Annotated in this window: 2 protein-coding genes (1 of these 2 only partly in view); both read right to left on the bottom strand. The window is 74.9% G+C overall.

Going from position 1 to position 24800, the window contains the following annotated elements:
• On the bottom strand, positions 1-15117 hold the full coding sequence (locus tag AB0B33_RS42845) for a type I polyketide synthase (RefSeq protein WP_360782828.1): 15117 nt from the start codon (positions 15115-15117) through the stop codon (positions 1-3).
• Positions 15118-24800: the 3' portion of an SDR family NAD(P)-dependent oxidoreductase gene (locus AB0B33_RS42850; RefSeq protein WP_360782831.1), read on the bottom strand. The gene runs 4714 nt beyond the window's last position; the window shows 9683 of its 14397 coding nt (coding positions 4715-14397); the start codon falls outside the window, past its right edge — the gene reads right to left on this strand; its stop codon occupies positions 15118-15120.

A 24800-nucleotide genomic window follows, 5' to 3' on the forward strand; every position in this document is an offset into this window, starting at 1 on the left:
TCAGGACAGCCCGAGCTCGTTGTCGATCAGGTCGAAGATTTCGTCGTCGGTGGCGGCGTCGAGCCCGTCGCCGGACTCCTCGTCCGCCTGCGCGCCGCGCCGCCGGGCCAGCAGCGTCTCCAGGCGCGCGGTGATCCGCCTGCTGTCGCCGGCGCCTTCGAGCACGCGCTCGAGCCGGTCCAGCTCGGCCAGGACCGCCGCGTCCGCGTCCGCTTCCCCGGGCGCGAGCCCGGCCAGCAGGTGCGCCGCCAGGTCGGCGGGCGACGGGTGGTCGAAGATCAGCGTGGCCGGCAGCCGCAGCCCGGTCTCGGCGGTGAGGCGGTTGCGCAGCTCCACCGCGGTCAGCGAGTCGAAGCCGAGGTCCAGGAACCCGCGGCCGCCTTCGACGTCGGCGGCCGAGCCGTGGCCCAGCACCGTGGCGACGTGCCCGCGCACGAGGTCGAGCAGGAACTCGCCGCGCTCGGCCGCGGGCACCGCACCCAGGCGCTGCGCGAACGGCGGGCCGGACGGCTCACCGTCGGCGGCCGCTTCGGCGGTCCGGCGAGCCGGGGCCCGCACGAGCGAGGCGAACAGCGGCGGCAAGCCCGCTTGTGCCCCCAGCGCGGCCGTGTCGAGCTGCAGCGGCAGCAGCACCGGCTCGGGCCGCGCGGCGGCGACGTCGAACAGGTCGAGGCCGCTTTCGGCGGTGAACGGGACGAACGCGGACCGCTCCAGCTTCGCGCGGTCGGCGTCGCCGAGCCCGCCGAGCATCCCGTCGGTGGCCCAGGGACCCCACGCCAGCGAGCCGGCGGGCAGGCCGCGCGCCGAGCGGTACTGCGCGAGCGCGTCGAGGAACGCGTTGGCCGCGGCGTAGTTGCCCTGACCCGGGCTGCCCAGCGTGGCCGCGGCCGAGGAGAACAGCACGAACGCCGACAGGCCGAGGTCCCGGGTGAACTCGTGCAGGTTCAGCGCGGCGTCCACCTTGGGCCGCAGCACCGCGTTCAGCCGCTCGGGGGTCAGCGACGCGACGACGCCGTCGTCGAGCACGCCGGCCGCGTGCACCACGCCGGTGAGCGGCCGCTCCGCCGGGATCGCGGCGAGCACCGCGGCCAGCTCCCGGCGGTCGGCGGCGTCCCCGGCGACGATCCGCACGTTCGCGCCGAGTTCCCGCAGGTCGGCGGCCAGTTCGGTGGCGCCCGGCGCGTCCGGCCCGCGCCGGCTCAGCAGGACCAGGTCGCGGACGCCGTGCCCGGTGACCAGCCGCCGGGCGAGCAGGCCGCCCAGCGCGCCGGTGCCGCCGGTGATCAGCACCGTGCCGGGGCCGAAGCACGACGGCATGGTGAGCACGACCTTGCCGACGTGCTTGGCCTGGCTGACGAACCGGAACGCCTCGGGCGCGCGCCGCACGTCCCAGGTCCGCACCGGCAGCGGGGTCAGCGCGCCCGCTTCGAACAGCGCGATGACCTCGGTGAACAGCTCGCGGATCCGGTCCGGCCCGGCTTCGACGAGGTCGAACGCCTGGTAGGCCACGCCCGGGTGGGCCGCGGCGACCTCGCCCGCGTCGCGGACGTCGGCCTTGCCCATCTCCAGGAACCGCCCGCCGCGCGGCATCAGCGCGAAGGACGCGTCGACGAACTCCCGGGTCAGCGCGTTGAGCACGACGTCGACACCCCGGCTGCCACCGGCCTCGCGGAACAGCTCGGCGAACCCGGTCGTGCGCGACGACGCCAGGTGCGCGTCGTCGAGCCCGGACGCGCGCAGGACGTCCCACTTGCCGGGGCTCGCGGTCGCGTAGACCTCGGCGCCGAGGTGGCGGGCCAGCTGGATGGCGGCCATGCCGACGCCACCGGCACCGGCGTGGATCAGCACGGACTCCCCCGCGCGCAGCCCGGCCAGGTCGACCAAGCCGTAGTAGGCGGTGAGGAACACGATGGGCACCGAAGCCGCTTCGCTGAACGACCAGCCTTCGGGCATCTTCGCCAGCATCCGCTGGTCCGCGACCGAGCGCGGGCCGAACGAGCCGGGGAAGAAGCCCATCACCTTGTCGCCGGGCTTGAGGCCGGTGACGCCTTCGCCGCACTCCAGCACGACGCCGGCGCCTTCGATGCCCATGATCGGCTCGCCCGGGTACATGCCGAGGCCGATGAGGACGTCCCGGAAGTTCATCCCGGCCGCGCGGATGGCGACCCGGACGTGACCCGCTTCGAGCGTCTCCGGCAGCGGATTCGGGATCAGCGCGAGGTTTTCGAGCGTGCCCGGGCCGGTGGTGTCGAGCCGCCAGTTGCCCTCGGCGGGCACGCGCAGCAGGTCACCGGAGCCCGCGCGCACCAGCCGTGCGGCCAGTGCGCGGCCGTCCCGCAGCGCGAGCTGCGGTTCGCCCGAGGCGACCGCGCCCAGCAGGGCCGCCGAGCGCGGGTCTTCGTCGTCGAGGTCGACCAGCACGAGCCGGCCGGGGTTCTCGAACTGCGCCGACCGCAGCAGGCCCCACACGGGTGCGGCGGTGAGGTCGGGCACGCGGTCGCCGTCGACCGCGCCGACCGCGCCGCGGGTGACCAGCACCAGCCGGGCGGTGCTGAACCGCTCGTCGGCCAGCCAGGCGCGGACCAGGTCCAGCGCGAAGCCGGCCCGGTCCTTCGGCTGGGGCGAGTGCCGGATCGCGGAGAACACGAACTGCGGCTCCTCGCCGGTCTCCGCCGTGCTGCGGCCGAGGTCCGCGAGGTCCACATAGGACTCCACGGTGCCGGCGGAACCGAGCCCGGCGACCAGGCCGAGCGGGTCCGGGCCGATGACCGCGTACCGGCCGGCGGTCGGCTCGGGCACCGGGATCGGCGTCCACTCGACGCTGAACAACGAGTCGCCGCCGTCCGGGCCGCGCAGCTGCTCGGCCGAAACCGGGCGCAGCACCAGCGCGGCCACCGACGCGACCGGTGCCCCGGTGGCGTCGGCGACGTCGACGGCGACCGCGTCCCCGGCACCCGGGCGCAGCCGGACCCGCAGCGCGGCGGCGCCGGTGGCGTGCAGGGTGACGCCGGTCCAGGCGAACGGCAGCCGTGGCCCGGTTTCGCCGTCCCGCAAGCCCAACGCGTGCAGGGCGGCGTCGAGCAGCGCCGGGTGCAGGCCGAACGCGCCCGCCTGCTGCTGCTCCGGCAGCGCGACCTCGGCGTAGATCTCCGCACCGGCGCGCCAGGCCGCGCGCAGGCCGCGGAACGCCGGGCCGTAGCCGAAGCCGGACGCGGCGAGGGTGTCGTAGAAGCCGGTCACGTCAACGGGTTCCGCACCGGCGGGCGGCCACTCGGCGAGCGCGGCGGGTTCCGCCGCGGCCGCCGGGGCGAGCACGCCTGCCGCGTGCGCGGTCCACTCGTCCCGGCCCTCCGGTCGCGAGTGGATCGTCAGCTCACGGCGGCCGTCGGCGTCCGGCCCGCCGACCGCGACCTGGATCGCGACGGCGTCCTGTTCGCGCAGCACGAGCGGGGCGGCGAGGGTCAGCTCTTCGAGCGCCGGGCAGCCGGCCTGGTCACCGGCGCGCACCGCGAGTTCGACGAAAGCCGTGCCGGGCAACAGGACCGTGCCGAGCACGGCGTGATCGGCCAGCCACGGCTGCGTCGCGAGGGACAGCCGCCCGGTGAGGACGACGCCGTCGCCGCCGGCCAGCGGCAGGGTCGCGGCCAGCAGCGGGTGGGCCGCGTCGGTGAGCCCGGCCGCGCCGACGTCCCCGGCCGCCGCGGCCGAGACCTCGGGCCAGAAGCGCCGGTGCTGGAAGGCGTACGTCGGCAGCGGGACGCGGCGGGCGCCGGTGAACGCGGCCGAGAGGTCGGCCGGGACCCCGCGGACCCAGAGCCCGGCGAGCGCGGTGGCGAACGTGCGTTCCTCCGGCCGGTCGCGGCGCAGCAGCGGCACGGCCACGACGTCCTCGCCGAGGCAGTCCGCGGCCATGGCGCTGAGCACGGCGTCCGGGCCCGCTTCGAGGAACGTCCGGACGCCCTGGCCGGCCAGGGTGGCGACGGCGTCGGCGAAGCGCACCGACGCCCGCACCTGGCGCACCCAGTAGTCCGGAGTGGACAGTTCGGGACCGGCGAGCTCGCCGGTCACCGTGGACACCACGGTCCGTTCGGCCGGGTGGTAGGTCAGCCGGTTCGCGACCGCGGCGAAGTCGTCGAGCATCGCGTCCATCCGCGGGGAGTGGAACGCGTGGCTCACCTTGAGCCGCTTGGTCCGCACGCCCGCGGCGGCGAACCCGGCGGCCAGTTCCAGGACGACGTCTTCGTCGCCGGAGACGACGACCGAGCCGGGTCCGTTGACCGCGGCGATGTCCGCCCGGCCGCCGGTCTTGGCGACCTCCGCGGCCACGGCTTCTTCGCCCGCTCGCAGGGAAACCATCGCGCCGCCGTCCGGCAGTGCGTCCATCAGGCGGCCGCGGGCGGCGACCAGTTCGGCGGCGCCGGCCAGCGACAGGACCCCGGCGACGTGCGCCGCGACCAGCTCGCCGATCGAGTGGCCGGCGAGGTAGTCCGCGTGCACGCCCCAGCTTTCGGCCAGCCGGTGCAGCGCCAGTTCCACGGCGAACAACGCGGTCTGGGTGTAGGCGGTCCGGTCGAGCAGCGCGGCCTTTTCGGTGCCCGGCTCGGCGAAGACGAGGTCCCGGATCGAGTGCTCCAGGTGCGGGTCGAGGTGCGCGCAGGCCTCGTCGAACGCGTTGGCGTAGACGCTGAACCGCGCGTACAGCTCGCGGCCCATGCCGGCGCGCTGCGCGCCTTGCCCGGTGAACAGCACCGCCAGCGGCCCGGTGGCCGCCTCGCCCGAGATCACCTCGGGCGCGGGCGTGCCCTCGGCCAGCGCGGTCAGTCCCGCCCGGAAGTCCGCGGCCGTGGTGCCGAGCACGACGGCCCGGTGGTCCAGCGCGGCGCGGCCGGTGGCCAGGGAGAACCCGATGTCGGCGGGTGTTCCATCCACTTCGGACAGCCGGTTCGCCTGTGCCCGGAGCGCGGCCACCGAACGGCCGGAGACCGGCCACGGCACCAGCCGATCGGGCACCTCGGTCCGGTCGGCGAGAACGGGCTCGGCTTCCTCGATGATGGTGTGCGCGTTGGTCCCGGAGATGCCGAACGACGAGATCCCGGCCCGGCGCGGCCGGCCGGCGGTCCACTCGCGGGCTTCGGTGAGCAGCTCGACCGCACCCGCCGACCAGTCCACGTGGGACGACGGCGTGTCGACGTGCAACGACTTCGGCAGCAGCTCGTGCCGCATCGCCATGACCATCTTGATGATGCCCGCCGCACCGGCGGCGGCCTGCGTGTGCCCGATGTTCGACTTGATCGAGCCCAGCCACAGCGGTGTTTGCCGGTCCTGGCCGTAGGTCGCGAGGACCGCCTGCGCCTCGATCGGGTCACCCAGCGTGGTGCCGGTGCCGTGCGCCTCGACGACGTCCACATCGGACGGCTTCAGGCCCGCGTTCGCCAGCGCCGCGCGGATCACGCGTTGCTGCGACGGCCCGTTCGGCGCGGTCAGGCCGTTCGACGCACCGTCGGAGTTGACCGCCGAACCGCGCACGAGCGCGAGGACTTCGTGGCCGTTGCGCCGGGCGTCGGAAAGCCGTTCCAAGAGCAGCAAACCCGCGCCTTCGGCCCAGCCGGTGCCGTCGGCGGCCTCGGCGAACGGCTTGCACCGGCCGTCCGGGGCCAGCCCGCGCTGGCGGCTGAACTCGACGAACGCGCCCGGGGTCGACATGACCGTGACGCCGCCGGCGACGGCCATCGTGGACTCGCCCTGGCGCAGCGACTGGCAGGCCAGGTGCAGCGCGACCAGCGACGACGAACAGGCCGTGTCGACCGCGACCGACGGCCCCTCCAGGCCGAAGGTGTAGGAGACGCGCCCGGCGATGACGCTCGTGGTGTTGCCGGTCAGCAGGTGGCCTTCGACGCCGGCGGCCGAGCCGAGCATGGTGACGTAGTCCTGGCCGTTGGTGCCGGCGAACACGCCGGTCTTGCTGCCGCGCAACGAATGCGGGTCGATGCCCGCGCGCTCGAACAGCTCCCACGCCGTCTCGAGCAGCAGCCGCTGCTGCGGGTCCATGGCGAGCGCCTCGCGCGGCGAGATCCCGAAGAACGCGGCGTCGAACTGGCCGACGCCCTGGAGGAAGCCGCCGTCGCGGGCGTAGCTGCGGCCGCTCTTGCCGGGGTCCGGGTCGTAGAGCGCGCCGAGGTCCCAGCCGCGGTCGTCGGGGAACCCGGATATGCCGTCGCCGCCTTCGCCGACCAGCCGCCACAGGTCCTCGGGCGAGCGGACCCCGCCCGGGTAGCGGCAGCTCATCGCGACGATCGCGATCGGGTCGTCGGCGACCTCGGCCACGGTCGCGGGCGCGCCCGGTTCCGGGGCGCCGGCGCCGAAGATCTCGCCGAGCAGGCGGTCGGTCAGGTCGGCCGGGGTCGGGTGGTCGAACACCAGCGTCGAGGGCAGGGCGAGGCCGGTGTCGGCGGCCAGGCCGTTGCGCAGCTCGACCGCGGTGAGCGAGTCGAAGCCCAGGTCCTTGAACGGCCGGACCGGGTCGATCGCCTCGGCGCCGTCGTGCCCGAGGACCGCCGCGGCGCGGGCGCGCACGACGTCGAGGAGCACGCGACGCCGTTCGGGCGCGGGCAGCGCGGCCAGCCGGGTGGTCAGCTCGGCCGTGCCGCGAGCGGTTTCGCCTTCGGTCACGGCGAACTCGGGCAGCTCGGCCATGAGCGGCCGCTGCCGGGCGGCCGCGTACGAAGGCGCGAAGCGGGCCCAGTCGACGTCGGCGACGACGACGGTCGTCTCGTCCAGCTCGACGGCCTGCAGGAGCGCGCGCAGGCCCAGCTCCGGGTCCAGCGGGAGGAGCCCGCGGCGGCGGAGCAGTTCTTCGCCCTCCTCGGACGCGCCCATGCCGGCGCCCGCCCACGGGCCCCAGGCGATCGACGTCCCGGCGAGCCCGGCGGCGCGGCGGCGTTCGGCGAGGGCGTCGAGGTGCGCGTTCGCGGCCGCGTAAGCGCCCTGGTGGCCACTGCCCCAGACGCCGGCGATCGAGGAGAACAGCACGAAGGCTTCGAGGTCGTCGCCGAGCAGCTCGTCGAGGTGGACGGCGCCGTCGACCTTCGCGCTGACGACGTCGGCGAAGTCTTCAGTGGACGATTCGGCGATCGGCGTGAACCGGCCGTAGCCGGCGGCGTGGAAGACCGCGCTCACCGACCGTCCATCCAGGACTGCGGCCAGGGCCGCGCGGTCGGCGACGTCGCACGCGACGATCTCGGCGTCCGCGCCGAGGTCACGCAGGTGCGTCGCGAGTTCGGCCGCACCGGGTGCGTCCGGTCCGCGGCGGCTGAGCAGCAGGAGGTGCCGGGCGCCCTGCGCGGCGAGCTTCCGCGCGAGGGCGCTGCCCAGCGCCCCGGTGCCGCCGGTGATCAGGGTGGTGCCCGACGGCGTCCAGCCACCGGGTTCGGTGCCGGCCGGGGCGCGGACGAGCCGGGGCACGAAGGCGCCGGATGCCCGAAGCGCCACCTGGTCCTCGGCGGTGCCCGCGGCGAGCAGGCCCGCGAGACGGTCGTGGCCGCGGTCGTCGAGGGTGGCCGGGAGGTCGAGGAGGCCGACGTCGCGGCCCGTGAGTTCCAGCGCGGCGACCCGGCCGAGGCCCCAGACCTGTGCGAGCGCGGGGTCGGGTGCGGCGTCGGAGCGGGCGGTGCGCACGGCTTCGGTGGTGACGCACCAGAGCGGGCCGGGCAGGTCGGCCTGCAGCACGGTGAGTGCTTCGCCGAGGTTCGCCGGGAAGGCGAGGGCGCCGGCGATGCCGTCCACTTCGTGCAGCCGATCGACGGGCGCGGTGACGACGTCCGCGCCCCGCTCGGCCAGGCCCTCGGCGATCCCGGCGGGTGCGGTGCCGACGAGGACCCAGGTGCCGGACAGCCGGTCGGCCGCGATCGGGTGCGGCCGCCAGGCGACGCGGTAGCGCCACGATTCGAGGGTGCTCGCCTCGCGGTGCCGGATGCGCCAGGCTTGGAGCGCGGGCTGGATCGCGACGGCGAGGTCTTCGTCCACGGCCAGGTCGCGGGCCAGGTCGCCGTTCTCGACGACGGCCCAGAACCCGGCGTCGGCGGTGTCGGCGACGGCCTGCGGCCGGGCGGGCTCGAGCCAGTACCGCTGGTGCTCGAAGGGGTACGTCGGCAGCGCGACGGCCCGGCCCGCGGAGCCTGCGTAGAGGCTCTCCCAGTCCAGGTCGACGCCGCTGACGTGCAGCCGGGCCAGCGCCGTGAACAGGGTGCGTTCTTCGTCGCGGTCGCGGCGCATCGCCGCCACGGCCGTGCCCGGGACCATCGCGCTGAGCACGCCGTCGGGGCCCAGCTCCAGGAACACCCCGACGCCGGCGGCCTCCAACGTCGAGACGCCGTCGGCGAACCGGACCGCTTCCCGCACGTGCCGCACCCAGTACTCCGCGGTGAACGGCTCGGCGAGAGCACCGCTCACATTCGAGATCACCGGAATCGCCGCCGGGTGGTAGGTGAGCGTCTCGGCGACCGCGCGGAACTCCTCCAGCATCGGATCCATGAGCGGCGAGTGGAACGCGTGACTCACCGTGAGCCGCTTGGTCTTCGGGAACTGCGCGGCGATCGCCAGCACCGCGGCCTCGTCGCCCGAGATGACGACCGAATCCGGGCCGTTCACCGCGGCGATCGACACCCCGTCGGTCAGGACGATCTCGGACTCCGCGGCGGCGATCGACACCATCGCGCCGCCCGCCGGGAGGGCTTGCATGAGCGAGGACCGCGCAGCGACCAGGCGGCACGCGTCGTCCAGGGACAGCACACCGGCGACGTGCGCGGCCGAGATCTCGCCGATCGAATGGCCGGCCACGAAGTCCGGGCGGACACCGAAGGACTCGACCAGGCGGTAGAGCGCGACTTCGACGGCGAACAAGGCGGGCTGCGTGAACTCCGTGCGGTTCAGCAGCCCGGGGTCGGTAAGGGCCTCGCGCAGGGCCGGATCGAAGTGGGCGAGCACGGCGTCGAAAGCTTCGGCGTAGACCGGGAAGCGCGCGTGAAGCTCCTGGCCCATGCCGACGCGCTGGGCGCCTTGGCCGGTGAACAGCACCGCCAGCAAGCCGTCGCGGTCGGCCGTGCCGGTGACCACGGCGGCGTCGGTGCCACCCTCGGCGAGGACGCCCAGCGCGCGGTCGATCTCGTCACCGGACGCGACGAGCACCGCGCGATGGTCGTGCGTGGCACGCGTGAAAGCCAGGGAGTACGCGAGATCCTGCGGCACCAGGTCCGTGCCCCGGAGCCGGGCGGCCTGCGCCCGCAACGCGGTGCCGCTCCGGGCCGACAGCGGCACGAGCGGCGGCGTCGCGTCGGGCCCGGCGGGCGGGACCACCACGGCGTCGGCCTGCTCGAGGACCACGTGCGCGTTCGTCCCGCTCACCCCGAACGCCGAGACCGCGGCCCGGCGCGGGCCGTCGGATTCCCACGGCCGCTCCTCGGTGAGCAGCTCGACCGACCCCGCCGTCCAGTCCACTTGGGACGACGGCGTGTCGACGTGCAGCGTCCGCGGCAGGACGCCGTGCCGCATGGCGAGGACCATCTTGATCACGCCCGCCACGCCGGACGCCGACTGCGTGTGCCCGATGTTGGACTTCAGGGATCCCAGCCACAGCGGCCGGTCCCGGTCGCGGCCGTACGTCGCCAGCAGGGCCTGTGCCTCGATCGGGTCGCCGAGCCGGGTGCCCGTGCCGTGCGCCTCGACCGCGTCGACGTCCGAAGTGGACAGTCCGGCGTTCGCCAGTGCCGCCCGGATCACCCGCTGCTGCGAGGGACCGTTCGGGGCGCTCAAGCCGTTGGACGCACCGTCCTGGTTCACCGCCGACCCGCGCACCACCGCGAGGACCGTGTGCCCGTTGCGGCGCGCGTCGGACAGCCGCTCCAGCAGGACCAGGCCGACGCCTTCGCCCCAGCCGGTGCCGTCGGCCGCGTCCGCGAAGGACTTGCAGCGGCCGTCTTCGGCGAGCCCGCGCTGACGGCTGAACTCGACGAACGCCGCCGGGTGCGCCATCACCGTGACCCCGCCCGCGAGCGCCATCGAGCACTCGCCCTGCCGCAGCGCCTGGCACGCCAGGTGCAGGGCCACCAGCGACGACGAGCACGCCGTGTCGACGGTGACCGCCGGCCCCTCCAGGCCGAACGTGTAGGACAGGCGGCCCGACACGACGGCCGGGGCGCTGCCGGTCAGCAGGTAGCCCTCGGAGCCGCCGGACTCGTCGCGCGCGCCGACGCCGTAGCCGGACGACGTCGCGCCGACGAACACGCCGGTCCCGCTGCCGCGCAGCGAATCCGGGTCGATGCCCGCCCGCTCGAACACCTCCCACGACGTCTCGAGCAGGACGCGCTGCTGCGGGTCCATGGCGAGCGCCTCGCGCGGCGAGATGCCGAAGAACCCGGCGTCGAACGCGGCCGCCGTGGTCATGAACCCACCCTCGCGGGTGTAGCTGGTGCCGAGGTTCGCCGGGTCCGGGTCGTACAGCGCGGCCAGGTCCCAGCCACGGTCGGCCGGGAACGGGCCGACGCCGTCCGCGCCCTCGGCGATCAGGCGCCACAGGTCCTCCGGCGACTGCACGTCCCCCGGGTAGCGGCAGCCCATGGCCACGATCGCGATCGGCTCGTCCGACGCGGCGGCCGTGGCCGGGCCCGCGGCGGCGGTCCCGGTCCCGGACACCTCGCCGAGGAGGTGCTCGGCCAGCGCGCGCGGGTGCGGGTGGTCGAAAACGACGGTGGCCGGGAGGCGGACACCGGTCACCGTCGTCAGCCGGTTGCGGAGTTCCACTGCGGTCAGGGAGTCGAAGCCGAGTTCGCGGAAGGCGCGGTCGGCGGCGACGGCGGCACCCGAGTCGTGCCCGAGCACGGCGGCGGCCTGGGCGCGCACGAGGTCCAGGACGTGGTGGGCGGCCTCGCGCGGGCCGAGCCCCCGCACCGCTTCGGCGAGTCCGGACCCGACCTCGGTGACGACCGCCTCGGCGGCGAGGTGGTCACGGACTTCCGGGAGGTCTTCGATGAGCGGACGGCGGCGGGCGGCGGTGAACCCGTCGGCGAACCGCGGCCAGTCCATGTCGGCGACGGCGACGAAGGTGTCGTCGGCGTCGAGGGCGTGCTGCAGCGCGGCGATCGCGAGCTTCGGGTTCATCTCCCGCAGGCCGCGGCGGCGCAGGTGCTCCTTCGCCTCGGCGCTGCCCGCCATGCCGTCGCCGGCCCAGGAACCCCAGGCCACCGCGGTGGCGGTCCGGCCGGCCGCGCGGCGGCGGGCGGCGAGCGCGTCGAGGTGGGCGTTCGCGGCGGCGTAGGCGCCCTGGCCCGCGCTCCCCCAGACGCCCGCGTTGGAGGAGAAGAGGACGAACGCGTCGAGGTCGTCGCCGAGCAGCTCGTCGAGGTGATCGGCCCCGGCGGCCTTGGCCGCGAGCACCTCGGCGAAGTCTTCGACGCCGGTGTCGGCGATGGTGCCCGCCTGCGGCAGGCCCGCGGTGTGCACGACGGCACGCACTTCGAGCCCGTCGACCAGGGCGGCCACGGCGTCGCGGTCGGCGAGGTCGCAGGCCGCGAAGGTGACTTCGGCGCCGAGAGCGGTCAGGTCCGCTTCGAGCGCTTCGGCGCCAGGAGCGTCCGCGCCGCGGCGGCTGACCAGCACGAGGTGCTCCGCGCCGGCACCGGCCAGCCAGCGGGCGACGTGCCCGCCGAGCGCACCGGTCCCGCCGGTGACGAGCACGGTGCCTTCGGGACGCCACTTCCGGGCCGGTTCGCCGCTCGGGACGTGCGCGAGCCGGCGCGCGAAGACGCCGGACGCACGCACGGCGACCTGGTCCTCGTGGTCGAGCCCGGCGAGGACGGCGCTCAGCCGGCGGGCGGCCCGCCGGTCGAGGGTGGCGGGCAGGTCGACGAGCCCGCCCCAGCGTTCGGGGTGTTCGAGGCCGGCGACCCGGCCCAGCGCCCAGACCTGCGCGGGGCCCGCGGCGGGTGCGTCGTCGCCGGGCAGCGCCGCGACGGCGTTGCGCGTCAGCAGCCACAGCGGCGCGGTGCTCCCGGCCAGCGCCTGCACCAGCAGAAGGGTGCTGGGTGCGTCGGGCAGCAGGGACACCACGCCGGCGACGTCGGCGAGGTCGCCGGCCGATTCGACCACTTCGGGCTCGGCACCGGCGGCCGCGAGGGCACTCGTCACGTCGGCGGCGTCGGTGCCGGGCGTGACGACGACGAGCCAGCGGCCGGACAGCGTCGCGGCGGCCGGCTCGGCGAGCGGCTTCCACTCGACGCGGTAGCGCCAGGAGTCCACAGTGGACTTCTCCTGGCGGAGCCGGCGCCAGCGGGCGAGGGCGGGCAGCAGCTCGGCGAACGACGTCTCGGAGCCGACGCCGAGCAGCTCGGCCAGCGCACCGACGTCCTCACCCTCGACGGCGGTCCAGAATCGGGCGTCGGCGGGGTCACCGGCGGCGGGCTTGACCGGCGCGTCGAGCCAGTACCGCTTGCGCTGGAAGGCATACGTCGGGAGATCGACGACCCGGGCTTCGGGGAACGCGGGGGTCCAGTCGACGGCGACGCCGTTGACGTGCGCTTCGGCCAGCGCGGTGTGGAACCGGGTGAGCCCGCCGTCGTCGCGGCGCAGACTGCCCAGCGCGACGACGTCTTCGCCCAGCGCCATGGTCAGCACCGGGTGCGGCGACGCCTCGATGAACGAGGTGAACCCCTCGCTCTTCAGCCGCTCGACGGCCGAGTCCAGCCGCACGGTGCCGCGCAGGTTCCGGTACCAGTACCCGGCGTCGACGCTTTCGTTCCACTCCCCCGTCACCGTCGAGATGAAGGCGATCTCGCCCGCACGAGGAGTGATCGGGGCCAGGACCTCGTGGAGTTCGTCGTGCAGCTGCTCGACCTGCACCGAGTGCGACGCGTAGTCCACCGGCACCCGCTTCGCGCGGACACCGTCGGCCTCGCAGGACACGATCAGCGCATCGAGGGCACCCGGTTCGCCCGAGACCACCACGGCGGCCGGGCCGTTCACCGCCGCGATCGACAGCCCCTCGGTCAACCGCGCCTCGACCTCGCCGAGGGGAGCCGCGACCGAGACCATCCCGCCCCGGCCGGCCAGCGCGAGGATCGCCTTGCTGCGCAGCGCGACCACGCGAGCACCATCCTCAAGGGACAGCGCACCGGAGACGACGGCGGCGGCGATCTCACCCTGCGAGTGCCCCACCACCGCGTCCGGGACGACGCCGTACGATCGCCACAGCGCCGCCAGCGACACCATCACGGCCCACAGGGCGGGCTGGACCACGTCGACCCGGCCCAGCGCGTCCGCGTCGTCGAGCACTTCGCGCAGCGACCAGTCCACAAAGGACTCCAGAGCCACCGCGCACTCGTCGAGCCGGGCCGCGAACACCGGCGCCGACGCGGCCAGTTCCAGCGCCATCCCGGCCCACTGCGAACCCTGCCCCGGGAACACGAGCGCCACCTTGCCGCGGGCGGTCGCTTCCCCGGTCACCACGGCGGGACTCGGCTCACCGGCGGCGAGCGCGGCGAGCCCGCCCTCCGCGGTGACGACCGCGCGGTGGCTCAGCAGCGCCCGCGACTTCACCAGCGAATACCCGACGTCGGCCGGGTCGCCGTCGTGCTCCAGCAACGCGGATGCCTGGGCCCGCAACGCTTCCGGCGAACCCGCCGACAGCACCCACGGCACCGGCCCCGACGGGACCCGCTCCGGGTGCGAGGGTTCCTCCGGCGACTGCTCCAGGATCACGTGCGCGTTGGTCCCGCTGACGCCGAACGACGAAACGCCGATCCGGCGCGGCTGCCCGGTCTCCGGCCACGGCGTCGCCTCGGTGAGCAGCCGGACCTCGCCGGCGCTCCAGTCCACTTGGGACGACGGCGCGTCGATGTGCAGCGACTTCGGCAGCAGGCCCTGCCGCATGGCCTGGACGGACTTGATGATCCCGGCGACACCGGCGGCGGCCTGGGTGTGCCCGAGGTTGGACTTGACCGAGCCGAGCAGCAACGGCCGGTCGGCGGCGCGGGCGCGGCCGTAGGTGGCCAGCAGTGCCTGCGCCTCGATCGGGTCGCCCAGCGTGGTGCCGGTGCCGTGCGCTTCGACGGCGTCGACCTGCTCGGCGGACAGCTGGGCGCGGTCGAGCGCGGCCCGGATGACCCGCTGCTGCGACGGCCCGTTCGGCGCGGTCAGGCCGCTGCTGGCGCCGTCCTGGTTGACCGCGGAGCCGCGGACGACGGCGAGCACCGGGTGCCCGTTGCGGCGCGCGTCGGACAGCCGCTCGACGAGCAGCATGCCGGCGCCTTCGCCCCAGCCGGTGCCGTCGGCGGCGTCGGCGAAGGGCTTGCAGCGGCCGTTCGCGGCGAGCCCGCGCTGGCGGCTGAACGCGGTGAACGTGCCCGGCGTGGCCATCACCGTGACGCCGCCGGCCAGTGCCAGGGAGCAGTCGCCGAGCCGGACCGCCTGGCAGGCCAGGTGCAGGGCGACGAGCGACGACGAGCACGCCGTGTCGATGGTGACCGCGGGCCCTTCCAGGCCGAGGGTGTAGGCGATCCGGCCGGAGGCGACGCTGCCCGCGCTGCCGTTGCCCAGGTGCGCCTCGAACTCCGCGAACACCTCGGGCGCGAGCAGCAGCCGGGCCGCGTAGTCCTGGTACATCACCCCCGCGTAGACGCCGACCTTCTCGCCGCGCACGGACGTCGGGTCGATGCCCGCCCGCTCCAGCACCTCCCACGACACCTCCAGCAGCAGCCGCTGCTGCGGGTCCATCGCGAGGGCTTCGCGCGGCGAAATACCGAAGAACCCGGCGTCGAAGTCGGCCGCGTCGGCCAGGAAAGCGCCTTCCCGGGTGTAGCTGGTGCCCGCGCTGCCCGGGTCCTCGTCGTAGAGCGCCTCGAGGTCCCAGCCGCGGTCGGCGGGGAACGCCCCGACCGCGTCCTCACCCGCGGCGAGCAGGTCCCACAGCTGTTCGGGGGTGCGGACGCCGCCGGGGAACCGGCAGCTCATGCCGACGATGGCGACCGGCTCCTGCGCGCGGTCCTCGTTCTCCTTCAGGCGCCGCCGCGCCTCGCGCAGATCGGCCGTGGCCCGCTTGAGGTAGTCCAGGAGCTTCTGTTCGTTCGACATTCAGGACATCCCCAGTTCGTCGTCGAGGAGGTCGAAGATCTCCTCGGCGGTGGCGTCGGCCAGTTCCGTGCCGGGTTCGTCCCGGCTGTCGTCGGTCGCGGTCCAGCGGGCCAGCAGCCCGCGCAGGCGCTCGGTGATCAGGTCGCGCTCGCCCGCGCCGGGTTCGGTCGCGGCTAGCACCGCGGCCAGCCGGTCCAGTTCCGCGTGGACGGGCAACGCCGCTTTCGCCCCGCCCGCGGGCAGTTCGGCGCAGAGGTGCTTGGTGAGCGCGTCCGGGTTCGGGTAGTCGAAGATCAGCGTGGCGGGCAGCCGCAGCCCGGTCACCGCGTTGAGCCGGTTGCGCAGCTCCAGCGCGGTCAGCGAGTCGAAACCGAGGTCGAGGAAGCCGCGCCCGGCCTCGACGGCGTTGCCCGACGCGTAGCCGAGCACCGCCGCGACCTGGGCCCGCACCACGTCGTCGACCACGCGGAGCTGCTCGGCTTCCGGCAGGCCCGCGAGCCGCTCGGACAGGCCGGGCCCGGCCGGGACCCCGTCGCGCACGGCCCGCCGCGAAGACGTCCGGACCAGCCCGCGCAGCAGCGCCGGGACCTCGGCCCGGGCCCGCCAGGCGGCGAGGTCCAGCGCGACCGGCATCAGCAGCGGCTCGCCCGTGCTCACCGCGAGGTCGAACAGCCGCAGCGCGCGGGCGGTCGGCAGCGCGCGGACGCCGGACCGGCCCAGCCGCGACACGTCGTCGTCGCCGAGGTGCGCGGTCAGGCCGCTGCGGGTCTCCCACAGCCCCCACGCGAGCGAGGTCGCGGGCAGCCCCCGGCCCCGGCGGTGCTGGGCGAGGGCGTCGAGGTAGGCGTTGGCCGCGGAGTAGCCGGCCTGGCCCGCGCCGCCCATCGTCGTGGCGAAGGAGGAGAACAGCACGAACGCGTCGAGGTCCAGGTGCGCGGTCAGCTCGTGCAGGTGCCGCGCGGCCAGGGCCTTGGGCCGGAGCACGGTCTCGAGCCGCTCCGGCGTCAGCGCTTCGAGGACGCCGTCGTCGAGTGCGCCGGCGGCGTGCACCACCGCGGTCAGCGGGTGCTCGGCGGGGATGGCCGCCAGCGCGCTTTCGAGGGCGGCGCGGTCGGCGACGTCGCACGCGAGGACCGTCACCGACGCGCCGGACAGTTCTTCGGCGGCGGCCGGTGCGCTGCGGCTGAGCAGCAGCAGGTGGCGGACGCCGTGGACGGTCACCAGGTGCCGGGCGAGCAGGCCGCCGAGGACGCCGCTCGCGCCGGTGACGAGCACGGTCCCCTCCGGGTCCCAGGTGTGCTCCTCCCGCGGCGGGGTCGCCCGCGCCAGCCGCGGGACGTGGAATTCGCCGCCGCGCAACGCGAGCTGGGGTTCGCCGGACGCGGCGGCCACGCCGGCCCAGGTGGCGAGGTTCTCGGGGGTGTCGACGTCCAGGAGCACGAACCGGCCCGGGTGCTCCGACTGCGCGGAGCGGACCAGGCCCCAGACGGCGGCCGCTTCGGGGTCGGCGGGTGCCTCGCCCACGGCCGATCCGGTGACCAGCACCAGCTTTCCGTCGTGCTCGCCGGCCAGGAAGTCCTGCAGGGTCTGCAAAGCCTCCGCCGTCACGTCGCCGCGGAACTCCTTGTACGCCACCGGACCGGGTTCGCCGAGCGGCACGGCCGGAGCGGCGGGCTCGGTGTCCACGTGCTGCCAGGTCAGCGTGAAGAGCGAGTCGGTGCCGTTGTCCGCGGCGGCGGCCAGCTGCCCGGCCGAGATCGGCCGCATGACCAGCGATTCCGCCTCGGCGACCGGAGCACCGCTCTCGTCGGCGACGGCGACCGAGACGCCGTCCGCGCCGAGCGCCCCGAGCCGGACGCGCAGGGTGGTCGCGCCGGTCGCGTAGAGCCGGACGCCGGTCCACGCGAACGGCAGCCGGGCCCCGGCTTGGGCGCTGGTCAGGCCAATCGGGTGCAGGGCCGCGTCGAGCAGGGCCGGGTGCAGGCCGTACCGGGCCGCGTCGGCGCGCTGGTCGTCGGGCAGGACGACCTCGGCGTAGAGGTCGTCGCCGTGCCGCCAGGCCGCGCGCAGGCCCTGGAACGCCGGGCCGTAGCGGTAGCCGTGCCCGGCGAGGGTGTCGTAGTGGCCCTCGACCGGCAACGGTTCCGCGCCCGCGGGCGGCCACGCCGTCAGGGTCGTGCCCGGCTCCGCGCCGACGGCCAGGATGCCTTCGGCGTGCTGGGTCCAGTCGACGTCGTCGTTCGGTCGCGAGTGGACGGTCACCGTGCGGCGGCCGTGCTCGTCGGCGGCTTCGACCCGGGCCTGGACGGCGACGCCGCCGCGGCGGGGCAGGACCAGCGGCGCCTGCAGGGTCAGCTCTTCGACGGTGGCGCAGCCGACCTGGTCGCCGGCCCGCACCGCGAGCTCGACGAACGCGGTGCCCGGCAGCAGCACGGTGTCGCCGACCGCGTGGTCGGCGAGCCACGGGTGGGTGCTCAGCGAAAGCCGGCCGGTGAGCAGGGTGGCGCCGGTGCCCGCGACGGTCACGGCGGCCCCGAGCAGCGGGTGCCCGGCGTCGGTGAGGCCGAGCCCGCCGGCGTCGCCCGCGGTCATGGCCGTCCACTGTGGCCAGTACCGCTCCTGCTGGAAGGGGTAGGTGGGCAGGTCGGTGAGCCGGGCGCCGGGGAACGCCGGGGTCCAGTCCACGCGCACGCCGTTGACGTGCGCTTCAGCGAGGGCGGTGTAGAAGCGGGTCAGTCCCCCGTCGTCTCTCCTCAGCGAACCCAGCGCGAGGACGTCGTCCCCGAGCGCCATCGTCAGGACGGGGTGCGGGGACGCCTCCACGAACGTCCCGAAGCCCTCGCTCTTGAGCCGCTCGACCGCGATGTCGAGGCGAACGGTGCCGCGGAGGTTGGTGTACCAGTATTCGGCGTCGACGCTTTCGTTCCACTCGCCGGTCACCGTCGAGATGAAGGCGATCTCGCCTTCGCGGGGCCTGATCGGAGCCAGGACGTCGAGCAGCTCGTCGCGGAGCTGCTCGACCTGCGCCGAATGCGAGGCGTAGTCCACCGGGACCCGCTTGGCGCGGATGCCCTCGGCCTCGCAGGACGCGATCAGCTCGTCGAGGGCTTCGGGCTCGCCGGAGACCACCACCGCGGCCGGACCGTTCACCGCCGCGATGGCGATTCCGTCGGTCAGCCGCTCCTCGACGGCTTCGCGGGAAGCGGCCACCGAGACCATCCCGCCCTGTCCGGCGAGCGCGAGGATCGCCTTGCTGCGCAACGTCACCACCCGAGCACCGTCCTCGAGGGACAGCGCACCGGAGACGACGGCGGCGGCGATCTCACCCTGCGAGTGGCCGACGACCGCGTCCGGGACCACGCCGAACGAGCGCCACAGCTCGGCGAGGGAGACCATCACCGCGAACAGCGCGGGCTGGACCACGTCGACCCGGGTCAGCGCCTCCGCGTCGGCGAGGACGTCCCGCAGGTGCCAGTCCACAAAGGAGCCGATGGCGGCCGCGCATTCGTTCAGCCGGGCCGCGAACACGGGCGACGACTCCGCGAGGTCCAGCGCCATCCCGGCCCACTGCGAACCCTGGCCCGGGAAGACCAACGCCACCTTGCCGGGGGTTCCGGCGAGCCCGGTGACCGCGTTCGCCGCGGGTGTTCCCTCGGCGACGGCGGTCAGCGCGTCGGCGCCGAGCACCACCGCGCGGTACGGGAACCGCGAGCGAGCGGTCGCCAGGGAGAACCCGATGTCCACCGGATCCGCGTCGAGGGTGCCGAGGGCGGCGGCCTGATCGCGCAGCGCGGCCTCGGTCCGGCCGGCCAGCACCCACGGCACCGGGCCGGCGACCGGCTCGCGCTCCTCGGCGACGACGTCCGGTGCCTGTTCGAGGATCGTGTGCGCGTTGGTGCCGGAGATGCCGAACGACGAGACGCCCGCCCGCCGGGGCCGCTCGGAAGTCCACTCGCGGGACTCCGTCAGCAGCTCGACCGCACCGGCCGACCAGTCCACATGGGACGAAGGCGCGTCGACGTGCAGCGTCTTCGGCAGGACGCCGTTGCGCATCGCCATGACCACCTTGATGATCCCGGCGACACCGGCGGCGGCCTGCGTGTGCCCGAGGTTCGACTTGACCGAACCCAGCCACAGCGGTTCGTCGCGCTCCTGGCCGTAAGTCGCGAGCAGGGCCTGGGCTTCGATCGGGTCGCCGAGGGTCGTCCCGGTCCCGTGCGCTTCCACGGCGTCCACTTCGGACGGGGTCAGTCCCGCGTCCGCGAGGGCCGCGCGGATCACCCGCTGCTGCGAGGGACCGTTCGGCGCGGTCAGGCCGTTCGACGCGCCGTCGGAGTTCACCGCCGAACCGCGCACCACGGCCAGCACCCGGCGGCCGTCGCGCAGGGCGTCCGACAGGCGCTGCACCAGCAGCATGCCCGCGCCCTCGGAGAACCCGGCTCCGTCGGCGGCCTCGGCGAACGCCTTGCTCCGGCCGTCCGCGGCGAGGCCGCGCTGCAGGCTGAAGTCGACGAACATGCCCGGCGTGGCCATCACCGTCGCGCCGCCGGCCAGTGCCATCGTGCACTCGCCGCGCCGCAGCGCCTGCACCGCGAGGTGCAGCGCCACCAGCGACGACGAACACGCCGTGTCCACCGTCAGCGAGGGGCCTTCCAGACCGAACACATAGGACAGCCGCCCGGACACGACGCTGGCGGCATTGCCGACGCCGGCGTGCCCTTCCAGCTGCTCGGTCGAGCGCTCCAGCAGCGCCGGGTAGTCCTGGCCGTTCGTGCCGGCGAACACGCCGATCCGGTCGCCCCGCACGGAAAGCGGGTCGAGCCCGGCGCGTTCGAACGCCTCCCACGACGTCTGCAGCAGCAGCCGCTGCTGCGGGTCCATCGCGAGGGCTTCGCGCGGTGAGATGCCGAAGAAGCCGGGGTCGAACCGTGTGGTGTCGGCGAGGAACCCGCCCTCGCGGGCGTAGCTCTTGCCGCCGGTGCCGGGTTCGGGGTCGTAGATCTCCTCGAGGTCCCAGCCGCGGTCGTCCGGGAACGGCGTGATGCCGTCGCCGCCCGCCGCGACCAGCCGCCAGAGGTCTTCGGGCGAGCGGACGCCGCCGGGGAACCGGCAGCCGATGCCGACGATGGCGATCGGCTCGTCGGCGGCGATCCCGGCCGTGGTGTCCTGAGTGGACTTATCGCCGGTGCCGAGGAGCTCGCCGAGGTACCCGGCGAGGACGGTGACCGTCGGGTGGTCGAACACGAGGGTCGCGGGCAGCCGCAGGCCGGTCGCGGTGGCGAGCCGGGTGCGCAGTTCGACCGCCGTCAGCGAGTCGAAGCCCAGTTCCGAGAAAGCGCGTTCGACGTCGACCCCGGCCGGGGACGGGTGCCCGAGCACGGCCGCGGCCTGCGCGCGGACCAGGTCGGTCAGCACGCGGTGGGCTTCGGCCGCGCTCAACCCGGCGAGCTGCGCGGCGAACCCGGAGGTCTGGACCGGGGTTTCCTCGGCGGCTTCGGGGATTTCGGCGAGCAGCGGGCGCGACCGGGCGGCGGCGAAGGCCGGGGCGAACCGCGCCCAGTCGACGTCGGCGACGACCACGGTCGTGTCGTCGTGGTCGAGGGCCCGGCCGAGCGCGGTCAGCGCCAGCTCGGGGTCGAGCGGCGGGACGCCCTCGGCGACCAGGCGGTCGCGGTCGACGCCTTCGTCGGCATCCCAGACGCCCCAGGCAATCGACGTCGCCGTCGCCCCGCGTGCCCGGCGCCGCTCGGCGAGCGCGTCGAGGTGGGCGTTGGCCGCCGCGTAGGCACCGTGGGCGCCGCTGCCGACGACCGCGGCGATGGACGAGAACAGCACGAACGCGTCGAGGCCGTCGGGCAGCAGCGCGTCGAGGTGATCGGCCGCGCCTGCTTTCACGCGGCACGCGCGTTCCAGCAGGTCCGGTCCGGTTTCGTCGAGCGGCGCCAGGTCGGTGACGGCGGCGGTGTGGAACACCGACCGGACCGGGCCGTGGGCTTCGAGCACCGCGGCCAGCTGCTCGCGGTCGGCGACGTCGCAGTACGCCTCGATCACTTCGGCGTCTCGCAAGGTTTCCACGCCGGGCAGCGCGGCCGCGGCGAGCACGATCCGCGTGGCGCCCCGGTCGATCAGCCAGCGAGCGAGCCGGACGGCCGCGTGGCCGTCGGCGTCGGTGACGAGCACCGTGCCCTCGGGTCGCCAGCGCCGCGCGGGCTCGCCACTCTCGGCGTGGACGAGCCGCCGGGCGAAGACGCCGGACGCGCGCAAGGCCACCTGGTCTTCGCCGGTGGTCCCGGCCAGCACCGCGACCAGTCGGGCCCCGGTGGTTTCGTCGAGGGACGGTGGCAGGTCGACCAGGCCGCCCCAGCGGGCCGGGTGTTCGAGCCCGGCGATCCGGCCGAGGCCCCAGACCTGCGCCTGCGCGGGGTCGGGCCCGTCGTCCGGCCCGGCGGCCACGGCTCCTTCGGTGAGGAGCCACAGCGGGGCCTCGACGCGGGTCAGTTCGAGGGCGGTCGCGGCGTCGGGGCGGACGGCCACCACGCCGGTCAGGTTCTCGTCGTCCTCGACGATCTCGGCGCCGTGGGCGGCGAGGACCTCGCGGACGTCGTCGGCGTCTCCGACGATTCGCCAGCGGCCGGTGAGGCGGGCCGGCGTCGTCGTGACGGGACGCCAGGCGATGCGGTAGCGCCAGGAGTCCGTTGCGGACTCGTCGTGGCGACGGCTGCGCCACTTCGCCAGCGCGGGCAGGACGGCGTCGAGCGGGGCGTCTTCGGCGAGGTCGAGGACGCCCGCGAAGGCCGGGACGTCCTGGTCGCCGACGACCTCCCAGAACCGCTGCTCCGCGGGATCGGCGTGGCCGGGCCCGGCTTCGGGGACGTCGAGCCAGTACCGCTCGCGCTGGAAGGCGTAGGTGGGCAGCTCGGCGGGAACGACGTCGGGGAACGCGGGCGTCCAGTCGACGCGGACGCCGTTGACGTGCGCTTCGGCGAGCGCGGTGTGGAAGCGGGTGAGGCCACCGTCGTCACGGCGGAGGCTTCCCAGCGCGACGACGTCTTCGCCGAGCGTCATGGTCAGGACCGGGTGCGGCGAGGCCTCGATGAACGTCCCGAAGCCTTCGCTCTTCAACCGCTCGATCGCGGTATCCAGGCGGACGGTGCTGCGCAGGTTGGTGTACCAGTACTCAGCGTCGACTTCTTCGTTCCACTCGCCGGTCACCGTCGAGATGAAGGCGATCTCGCCTTCACGCGGGGTGATCGGGGCCAGCACCTCTCGCAGCTCGTCGCGGAGCTGCTCGACCTGCGGCGAGTGCGACGCGTAGTCCACCGGCACCCGCTTGACCCGGATACCGTCCGCGCGGCAGGCGGCCATGAACTCGTCCAGGGCCTCCGGCGTCCCGGACACCACCACCGCGGCCGGGCCGTTCACCGCCGCGACGGAAACCCCGTCGATCAGCCGTTCTTCCACGGTTTCGACGGAGGCACCGACCGACACCATCCCGCCACCGCCGGCCAGCGCCAGGATCGCCTTGCTCCGCAGAGCCACGACTCGAGCACCGTCTTCCAGCGAGAGCACCCCGGAGACCACCGCGGCCGCGATCTCACCCTGAGAATGACCCACGACCGCGTCCGGGACGACGCCGAACGAACGCCACAGCTCCGCGAGCGAGACCATCACCGCGAACAACGCGGGCTGGACCACGTCGACCCGGCTCAGTGCTTCCGCATCGGCCAGCACGTCACGGAGCCGCCAGTCCACAAAGGATTCCAAGGCGGCACCGCACTCGTCCAGCCGGGCCGCGAACACCGCCGACGACTCCGCCAGTTCGAGCGCCATCCCGGCCCACTGGGAACCCTGCCCCGGGAAGACCAGCGCCACCTTGCCCGGCTCACCCGCGTCGCCGGTGATCACGTTCGCCGCGGGAGCGCCCTCCGCGAGCGCGGCGAGACCGCCGGCGAGATCGCCGACCACGACTGCGCGGTGCCGGAACAGCGACCGCGCCGTCACCAGCGCCGCGCCGACCGAGGCCCCCGGAAGATCCGCCCGGTCGAGCAGTGCGGCAGCCTGCGCCCGCAGCGCCTCCGGCGTCCGGCCGGAGAGGACCCAGGGAACCGGACCGTCCACGACGGACTCGGCCACGGCTTCGGGAACGTGCTCCAGGATCGCGTGGGCGTTCGTGCCGCTCACCCCGAACGACGACACCGCCGCCCGCCGCGGCCGGTCGGCCGTCCACTCGCGGGGCTCCGTGAGCAGTTCCACCGACCCGGCCGTCCAGTCCACATGGGACGACGGCGCGTCGACGTGCAGCGTCCGCGGCAGCACGCCGTGGCGCATCGCCATCACCATCTTGATCACGCCGCCGACGCCGGCCGCCGCCTGGGTGTGGCCGATGTTCGACTTGAGCGAGCCCAGCCACAGCGGCTCCGGGCGGTCCTGGCCGTAGGTCTCCAGGAGTGCCTGCGCCTCGATCGGGTCGCCGAGGGTCGTGCCGGTGCCGTGCGCCTCGACCGCGTCCACTTCGGACGTCGTCAGGCCCGCGTTCGCCAGTGCCTGGCGGATGACCCGCTGCTGGGCCGGGCCGTTCGGCGCGGTGAGGCCGTTCGACGCACCGTCCTGGTTGACCGCCGAACCGCGGACGACCGCGAGCACCGGGTGGCCGTTGCGGCGGGCGTCGGAAAGCCGTTCCACCAGCAGCAGACCCGCGCCTTCGCCCCAGCCCGTGCCGTCGGCGGCGTCGGCGAACGACTTGCAGCGGCCGTCCGCCGCGAGCCCGCGCTGACGGCTGAACTCGACGAACAGCGCGGGCGTCGACAGGACGGCGACACCACCCGCCAGCGCCAGATCGCACTCGCCCTGCCGCAGCGACTGGCACGCCAGGTGCAGGGCCACCAGCGACGACGAGCACGCCGTGTCCACCGTGATCGCCGGGCCTTCGAGGCCGAACGCGTACGCGATCCGGCCCGAGGCGACGCTGCCCGCGCTGCCGTTGCCGAGGTAGCCCTCGTAGCCTTCCAGTCCACTTCGGACGTTCGACAGCCGCGTCGCGTAGTCCTGGTACATCACGCCGGCGAACACGCCGGTCCGGCTGCCGCGCACCGAATCCGGCACGATGCCGGCGCGCTCGAACGCCTCCCACGCGATCTCCAGCAGCAGCCGCTGCTGCGGGTCGGTGGCGGTCGCCTCGCGCGGGGACATGCCGAAGAACTCCGCGTCGAAGTCGGCGGCGTCGTAGAGGAACCCGCCTTCGCGGGCGTACGAGGTGCCGCCGTGCGCGGGGTCGTCGTCGAAGAGGTCGCCGACCGGCCAGCCGCGGTCCGCGGGGAACACCGAAACGGCGTCGCGGCCCTCGGCGACGAGCTGCCAGAGGTCGTCCGGCGAGGCGACCCCGCCCGGGTACCGGCAGCTCATCGCGACGATCGCGATGGGCTCGTCGGCCCCGGTCGTGCGCGTGACGGCGGTCCGGTTCGTCCGCCCGGCCAGGTGGGCGGCGAGCACCGCCGGGGTCGGGTGGTCGAACACGAGGGTCGCGGGCAGCCGCAGGCCGGTGGCCGCGGCGAGGCGGTTGCGGAGGTCGACCGCGGTCAGCGAGTCGAAGCCGAGGTCCTTGAACGCGCGGCCCGGGTCGACCGCCTGCGCCGACGCGTGCCCGAGCACGGCCGCCACCTGCGTGCGGACCAGCTCGGCCAGGC

This window comes from Amycolatopsis sp. NPDC049159, from assembly GCF_040648295.1.
Taxonomy (GTDB): domain Bacteria; phylum Actinomycetota; class Actinomycetes; order Mycobacteriales; family Pseudonocardiaceae; genus Amycolatopsis; species Amycolatopsis pretoriensis_A.